Annotated in this window: 6 protein-coding genes and 2 pseudogenes; 6 read left to right on the top strand and 2 right to left on the bottom strand. The window is 67.8% G+C overall.

Going from position 1 to position 7365, the window contains the following annotated elements; all coding sequences use genetic code 11:
• On the top strand, positions 1-2553 hold a 2553-nt coding region (locus Q1N79_RS27665), incomplete at its 5' end, for a transglycosylase domain-containing protein (RefSeq protein ID WP_300613988.1).
• Positions 2554-2815: 262 nt separating this feature from the next.
• A pseudogene (locus tag Q1N79_RS27660) lies at positions 2816-3541 on the top strand (glycosyltransferase 87 family protein); the annotation flags it as partial.
• Between the two features lie 389 nt (positions 3542-3930).
• Here the strand turns inward: Q1N79_RS27660 and Q1N79_RS27655 are convergent.
• Positions 3931-4725 carry a deoxyribonuclease IV gene (locus tag Q1N79_RS27655; RefSeq protein WP_300613987.1) on the bottom strand — a complete coding sequence of 265 codons (795 nt, stop codon included), beginning with the start codon at positions 4723-4725 and terminating at the stop codon, positions 3931-3933.
• 243 nt (positions 4726-4968) lie between these two features.
• On the opposite strand from Q1N79_RS27655, the gene Q1N79_RS27650 reads away from it, so the two are divergent.
• The 4 genes from Q1N79_RS27650 (at position 4969) to Q1N79_RS27635 (ending at position 7104) form a co-directional block, all read left to right on the top strand.
• On the top strand, positions 4969-5274 hold the full coding sequence (locus Q1N79_RS27650; RefSeq protein WP_300613985.1) for a hypothetical protein: 306 nt from the start codon (positions 4969-4971) through the stop codon (positions 5272-5274).
• Complete coding sequence (locus tag Q1N79_RS27645; RefSeq protein WP_300613984.1) at positions 5240-5695, top strand: DUF6879 family protein; 456 nt, start codon at positions 5240-5242, stop codon at positions 5693-5695. The genes Q1N79_RS27650 and Q1N79_RS27645 overlap by 35 nt, the downstream gene beginning before the upstream one ends.
• Positions 5696-5734: 39 nt before the next feature.
• Positions 5735-6562, top strand: a complete 828-nt coding sequence (locus Q1N79_RS27640) for a helix-turn-helix transcriptional regulator (protein ID WP_300613982.1) — start codon at positions 5735-5737, stop codon at positions 6560-6562.
• A gap of 317 nt (positions 6563-6879) precedes the next feature.
• On the top strand, positions 6880-7104 hold the full coding sequence (locus Q1N79_RS27635; protein ID WP_300613981.1) for a hypothetical protein: 225 nt from the start codon (positions 6880-6882) through the stop codon (positions 7102-7104).
• Positions 7105-7167: 63 nt separating this feature from the next.
• Here Q1N79_RS27635 and Q1N79_RS27630 read toward each other — a convergent pair.
• Positions 7168-7365 (bottom strand): annotated as a pseudogene (locus Q1N79_RS27630) (hypothetical protein); the annotation flags it as partial.

Genomic DNA, 7365 nt, shown 5'->3' with positions numbered 1-7365 from the left:
GGCCCCGGGGGCTACCGCGGCGGCGGGCGGGGTCCTGGCGCCGGCCAGGGGCCAGGCGGGCCCGGGCGCCATGGCCCGGGGCGCGACGCGCGCGGTCTTACCGGCCGCCCTGGGCGGGGCAAGGTCAAGGTCAAGGGCAGCTGGTGGCGGCACTGGACGTGGAAGAAGGTGCTCGCGCTCGTCGCGGCGGGCTTCGCCGGGGTCGTCGTGCTGATCGTCGCCGGGTTCCTCTACGAGTACAACAGCACGCAGATCCCGACGCAGCTAGCCTCGGACATCTTCTACCAGAACTCCACGGTCTACTACAGCAACGGCACGACGGCGATCGGCGAGTTCGGCGTCGACAACATCCACCGGCAGATCCTGACCTACAACCAGATCCCGAAGATCGTGCAGGACGCCGTGCTGGCCGCCGAGGACCGCAGCTTCTGGACCGAGGGCGCGATTTCCCCCACCGGCATCCTGCGCGCGGCCTACGACGACCTGACCAGCAGCGGCGGCGGCCTGGCCGGCGGCTCGACTATCACCCAGCAGTTCGTCAGGAACTACTACAACGACATCGGCACGCAGCAGACCGTGGGCCGCAAGATCAAGGAGATCTTCGTGGCGATGAAGGTCTCCAAGGAGGAGACCAAGCAGTGGATCCTCACCAACTACCTGAACACGATCAACCTGGGCACGGGCGCCTACGGGGTCGCCGCCGCCGCGCAAACCTACTTCGGGGTGCCGGTGTCCAAGCTGACCGTCGCCCAGGCCGCGGTCATCGCCGCGATCATCCAGCAGCCGTCCAACTACCCGCTGCCCCAGTACCGGCCGGAGCTCGAGGCCCGCTGGCATTATGTGCTTGACGGCATGGTGAAGATGGGGGACCTCACCCAGGCGCAGGCCGACTCGATGAAGTTCCCTGCCATGAACGACGAGCCTGAGCAGAGTTACGGGCCCGACCCGTGGGATCCGTACATCATGAACGTGGTCCAGAACGAGCTCGAGGATGTCGACCACATATCGCTCGCGCAGCTGGAGACTGGCGGGTACAAGATCATCACCACAATCAGCCGCCCGATGGAGGTCGCGCTTTACCAGGCGGTCGGCTCCAACGAGGAGCTGATGGCGCAGGACGGCGGCGCGCTGCCGTCGTATGCGCTGGTCGGCGCCGAGCTGCAGGACCCGGCGAACGGCTCCATCATCGCGATGTACGCGGGCCGCGGCCAGAACATGTCGAAGGCGCAGTGCCAGAAATACGACTGCGACGTGAACACCGCGGTGTACGCCCGCGAGCAGGTCGGCTCGTCGTTCAAGCCGTACGTGCTGTCGGCGGCCGTGCAAGAGGGGATGAACGTCCAGACCAGCATCCTGAACGGATTCAGCCCGCTGTGGGTCCCCCCGGACACCGATCCGCTGGTCCTGTCCGCGCGCTCCGCGAAGCAGGCACTGCCCGGCGCCTACGAGGTCAACAACGACGGGGACGAGTCGCTTGGCCCGCTGACCGTGCAGAACGCGTTCGCCCAGTCCTCCAACGCCGCCTTTACCGACCTGGCGCACCGGGTCGGCACGCAGAACATCATCAACATGGCCGCGAACATGGGCGTCAACATCTCCCCCTACCCGGAAGGCTCGGGTCTTGAGGGTTACCTCGGGGAGGTCGGCATGGCGCTCGGCATCGCCCCGCTCACGGTCAACGAGCAGGACACGATGCTGTCCACGATCACCGACAACGGGGTCTATCACTCGGCGCACCTGGTCAAGACGATCATCGACACGACCGGGACCTCCACGCCGGGAACCGTCACTTCGCACGTTGTTCTCTCGGCGGCCGAGGACTCGCAGGTGCAGTACGCGATGTCCACCGTCACCACCGAAGGAACCGGGACCGCCGCGGAGATGAGCGACGGCAGGCCGATCATCGCCAAGACCGGTACCACGAACTCCGCGCAGTCCGCCTTCTTCATCGGCGCGATCCCGCAGTACTCGCTCAGCGTCGGCATCTTCACGGAGAACCAGTCCACGAACACGACCGAGACGCTGAACGGCCTCGGCGGCGACGCCGGCGGTGGTTTCGGCGGGTACTGGCCGGCCCGGATCTGGAACACGTTCGCCGAGGCCGAATTCGCGCAGCTCCCTGTCGAGCAGTTCCTCACGCCCCAGTTCAGCGGCGAGAAGTGGAACCAGGTCGGCAATCTGCCCAAGAAGGCCAAGAAGAAGCCGAAGAAGCACCCGTCCCCGACGCCGTCCACCACGCTGCCTGGCCACGGTCACCAGCCGTTCCCGACGCCGCCAGTTACCCCGACGCCCACCGGCTCGCCGTCCGGTCAGCCGAGCCCGACCGCGAGCCCGACCGCGTCACCGACGGGTACCCCGACCCCTGGCGGGCCTGGCGGCGGCGGCGGCGGAGGAGGCGGCGGCGGCGGAGGTGCAGGAACGGCCGCGCTGTCAGCGGACGGGGTTCAGGCCGGCGTTGCCCTCGGCGGCCTGTCGGTGCTGCCCGGCTCGCTGCTGTGGACGCGCGCGTCCCGGCGGCGCAGGCGCAGACGCCGGCCTGGTACGGTCGGTTAGCGGGCGCGGAGCGGGGCGAGGCGGCAAGGTGCGGTATCCGGCATTCGTCGGCACAGGCGTCGCGGCATCGGTCGCGGCGGCGTTCCTCGGCTACGCGCAGAAGCTGCCGTGCAGTTCGGGCGGGGCGTGGAACAGCTTCACCGGGCAGTTCCGCGATGCCTGTTACACCGATATCTACCCGCTCTACTACAACGAGGGACTGTCCTCGGGGCAGGTGCCGTACAGCGGGCACCCGGTGGAGTACCCGGTGCTCATCGGCGGCATGATGCAGCTGGCGGCCTGGGTGGTGCACTCGGTCGCCGACCCCTACACCCGCGGCAGGGACTTCTATTACGTGACGGTCGTGCTGCTCGCCGTCTGCCTGGTCGCCGGGGTGCTCGCGACCGGGTACGCGGCCGGGGACGCGCCGGCCGGCCGCACGGCCGGCGGCCGGACCCGGCTGGGCAGCGGAACCAAGGCCGCGCTGATGGTCGCGCTGGCGCCCGGGCTGATCCTGGCGGCGTTCATCAACTGGGACCTGCTGGCGATGGCGTTGACCGCGGGCGGCATCGCCGCCTGGGCCGGCCGCCGCGAGATCCTCGCCGGCGTCCTGCTCGGCCTCGGCGTGGCCGCGAAGTTCTACCCGCTGCTCGTCTTCGGCGTGCTGCTCCTGCTGTGCCTGCGCGCCGGGCGGATGCGCGAGTTCTGGCGCGCGCTGGCCGGCGGGGTCGTCGCCTGGCTCGCGGTCAACCTGCCGATCGCGGTGATCGCGACGGCGGGCTGGGGCCGCTTCTATGCGTTCAACCGGTCGCGCGGCGCCGACTGGGGGTCCATCTGGTACATGTTCGAGCACTACAACGTGCCGCTGCTCGGCAACCCCTCGATCGGCGAGCTGAACCTGGTGTCGACGGGATGCTTCGCGATCGCCTGCCTGGCGATCGCCGTGTTCGCCCTCACCGCGCCGCGCCGACCCCGGCTGCCGCAGCTGTGCTTCCTGCTGCTCGCCGCGTTCCTGATGCTGAACAAGGTGTGGTCACCGCAGTACGTGATCTGGCTGGTGCCGTTCGCCGTGCTGGCCCGGCCGCGGCTCTGGCCGTACCTGCTGTGGCAGCTCGGCGAGGTCGCCTACTTCTTCGGCATCTGGGGCTACTTCGTCTACCTTTACACCGCCCCCGGCCAGCCGGGGTACGCGGGGATCACCCCGGGGTGGTACTTCGTCACCCTGCTCGCGCGATTCCTCACCGTCGGCCTGGTCTGCGGCTTCGTGGTGATCGACGTCCTCCACCCGGAACGGGACGTGGTGCGTCTTTCCGGTCGCGACGATCCCGCGGGAGGCGTCCTCGACGGCGCGCCGGACCGGCTCGTGCTCGGCTGGCAGCGGGGTGCGCGGCGTCCCGCTCAGGCGTCCGCGAGCTTATCCCGCAGCCAGCCGATATCCGCGGCCAGCCCCGCCCCGGGCGTTTCGCAGATCACCGGCGCGCCGGCGGCGCGCACCACGTCGAGCAGCACCGCGGGGTCGATCGTCCCCGAGTCGAAGTTCGCGTGCCTGTCGGCGCCCGAGCCGAACTCGTCACGGGAGTTGTTGCAGTGCACCAGGTCGATCCGGCCGGTGATCGCCTTGATCCGGTCGACCGCCTCGGCGAGGTCGATGCCCGCCGAGTACGCGTGACAGGTGTCCAGGCAGAATCCGATCTCGCCGCCGTCAGGCGCGGCGCCGGCGACCGCGTCCCACAGCCGCGCGATGGCGTCGAGCGACCTGGCCATCGCGCCGGCGCCGCCCGCCGTGTTCTCGATGAGCATCGGCAGCGGGCGCTCGATACGCTCGACCGCCTTGCGCCAGTTCTCCAGGCCTGCCTCGGGCTCCACGCCCGAGGTGACGTGCCCGCCGTGCACGATCAGCCCCTTCGCCCCCACCGACGCGGCCGCCCGCAGCTGCTGGTCGAGCAGCTTGCGCGAGGGGATCCTGATGCGGTTGTTGGTGGTCGCCACGTTGATCACGTAGGGCGCGTGGATGTACACCTGCACGTCCGCCGCGGCGTACCCGGCGGCGACGGCACCCGGGTCGCCGCCCGGGATCACCGGTCCCTGCCACCCCTGCGGGTCACCGAGGAAGAACTGCGCGATCCGCGCGTCGCACGCGATCGCCTCCGCTAGCGGGTCGTCGGCGTGGAAATGGCCCCCGATGCGCACCATGCCCACAGCCTAGTCCAGGTTGGCAACGTAGTTCATATGCTTGGTCATGCATGTTTATCGAATAAGATGGCCGACGTGAAAAATCGGGGCAATCGACTACGAGGTCCGAAGACCGCTAACAAGAGGGGCCGGTCTTCATGATCACCCGGACGGCATGCCACAGGTCGCTTGACGTATCGGCTTAAGCGCGCAAAAGTCGATGGTGTGCAATAGTGCGCAATACGGCGAGCCAAGGAGCATCTCGTGGCGCTACGCTTTGTGGGCATCGACCCGGACACTGGCGGCGACAACTGCCCGGCGGTTTTCATCGATGAGGAGACCGGCGACTTCCTGCTTCAGGGGTGGATGGTCACCAACCCGGATACGCTCGCGGACATTGCTGGTTACAGCCCGATCGCTGACGACGAGTCGGTGGTCAGGCTTCCGGCGAGAATGCGTGAGATCCTCCTGGAGGCTGTGAATGGCTATGGTGCCGCCCTTCCGCGAGTTGATCGCAGCAACGACGACCTCGGCGGTGCATCTGGAAACGAGGGACGCGTACACGCCTGACGACCCGCTGTACCGGAGCTGGCTGGCAGGCAGGCCAGTGCACGAGCCAGAGCTTCCAGACTGGCACGCGCTGGTACGGGCCCACGCAGCAAGGGGCATCGGGTTCCGTCGGGCCAGGGTGGTGTCGGAACCGCTCGCGCCGTTCATCCGCTACGAGCATGAGATGACAAGCGGCACGAACATTGCGGCGGGCGAGGATGTGCGCTGGCTGCCGCGGAGGCTGGCACGCGAACTGCTCATACCCGCCAACGACTTCTGGGTCCTGGACAGCCGGCTGATCCGGTTCGGCTACTTCGCGGGCGACGGCACCTTCCTTGAACATGAACTGTCAGAAGACCCTGGCGTGGTCAGCGCCTGCGCTGAAGCCTTCGATGCCGTCTGGGAACGCGCGATCCCGCACACCGACTACAAGCCCATCTGACGTTCGCGGCGAACAGTGCCTATCTCACCTTCGTCAAGCGTGCAGCGGGCTCGGCAGGAGCTGGCCGACCGGCTGCGCGACATCAGGCTGGATGCCGAGCTGACCGGGAAGGCGCTGTCGGCGGCTGCGGGCTGGCACGAGGCGAAGACCAGTCGCATCGAATCGGCCAAGCAGACGCCGAGCGACTCCGACATCAGGGTCTGGTGCCAGGTCTGCCTGCTTCCCGACCAGGCGGTAGACCTGATCGCGGCATCCCGGGCGGCCGACTCGATGTACCAGGAATGGCGACGGTTGCACCGTACCGGCATGCGCCGCCTCCAAGAGGCCCGCGGAACACTATACGAGCGCACCCGGGTATTCAAGGTCTACTGCTCTACGGTTGTGCCAGGATTCCTCCAGACCCGCGGGTACGCAACCGCCCTGATGTCTGCTATCACTGCCTTCCAGGGCACTCCGGACGACGTGGAAGAGGCCGTCCGTGCGCGTATGAACCGCAACCGCATACTGAACTCTGAGAGCCGCCGTTTCGCGATCCTGGTCGAAGAATCCGTCCTGCGATACCGGGTGGGGGGCAGCGAGGTCATGCTTGCACAGCTCGGACAACTGCTGAGTGCTACCGCGCTCCCGCAGGTGAAGTTCGGCGTCATCCCGTTCACAGCACAAGCGCGCCCGATGTGGACGCTGGAAGCATTCAACGCCTTCGATGACGCCCGGGTCCACGTCGAGCTGCTGTCAGCCCAGGTCACCGTCACCGCGCCGGGCGATGTCGTCGTCTATCTGCGAGCGTTCGATCGCCTGGCGGGGCTGGCAGTCTACGGTGCTGAGGCCCGAGTGCTCATCACCGATGCCATCAGCGCACTAGGTTGAATTGCGGCGCAAATTGCCGCAATCCATCTTTCCTGATTGCGCCACGTCGGGCAACCTGATCTCGTGATTGTCTGGCTATGGGATGCGTGTGAGCCCGGACAGTTCCGTGGCGTTACCGATGACGAGACGAGAGCCCGTGAGGCCGCCGAAGCATGCCTTACGAGCGGGCAGGCGAACGCCGCACGGGTGGAAAAGGCGTTCGCCGTGCTCGGGATTACTACGCTTGCCGATAGCTACCGGCGCGCGGGCGAGGGCTGGCGGGCCGACCGCCGCAACGGCCGGGTTGCCTGGGTGCCTTTCGCTGCGGAGCGATCAGCATGAAGCCAGTTGCGCCGGATGAGCAGCTGGCCGCGATGCTCGAGAGGCGTTATGGCGGCGAGGCGTCCGTCATGCTAGATGAGCATGGCGGCATTGACTTGGACTTGAATCCGGCCAGCGGAGGCAGCGTGCATGCGCGGCTGGAAGACATGAACAGCCTGATCCTGCGCGTGCTTCTCGGCGGGTGCCTGATGCCGGGTGAGGCCGACCCAGACGGCTCATGAAAGCAGTCTCTGTGGAGCGCCAGAACGAGCAGCGCCGAGTCTAGTGGTGCGTCGGCGGGGGCCTTATCCGGAGAAGCCGCCGTGCGCCAGGCCGAGAGCCAGGCCGACGAAACCCGCGATGATCCCGGTGACGACCAGGATTCGCTGCTCGCGGGTCGCCGAGACCATCTGGGTGAACAGCCCGATCAGCATGGCCGACAGGCCGGTGGCCGCGGTGGCGACCGCCCAGCCAAGCCCGTGTGCGCCAGGCACGTTCCTGAT

Source organism: Trebonia sp., assembly GCF_030042015.1.
In the GTDB taxonomy this organism is placed as follows: domain Bacteria; phylum Actinomycetota; class Actinomycetes; order Streptosporangiales; family Streptosporangiaceae; genus Trebonia.
This window is presented reverse-complemented; position numbering and strand designations above follow the sequence as displayed.

Coding starts and splice junctions, on each gene's coding strand:
- Q1N79_RS27635 (WP_300613981.1), top strand. CDS start 6,880: ATGAAGCCAGTTGCGCCGGATGAGCAGCTGGCCGCGATGCTCGAGAGG.
- Q1N79_RS27655 (WP_300613987.1), bottom strand. CDS start 4,725: ATGGTGCGCATCGGGGGCCATTTCCACGCCGACGACCCGCTAGCGGAG.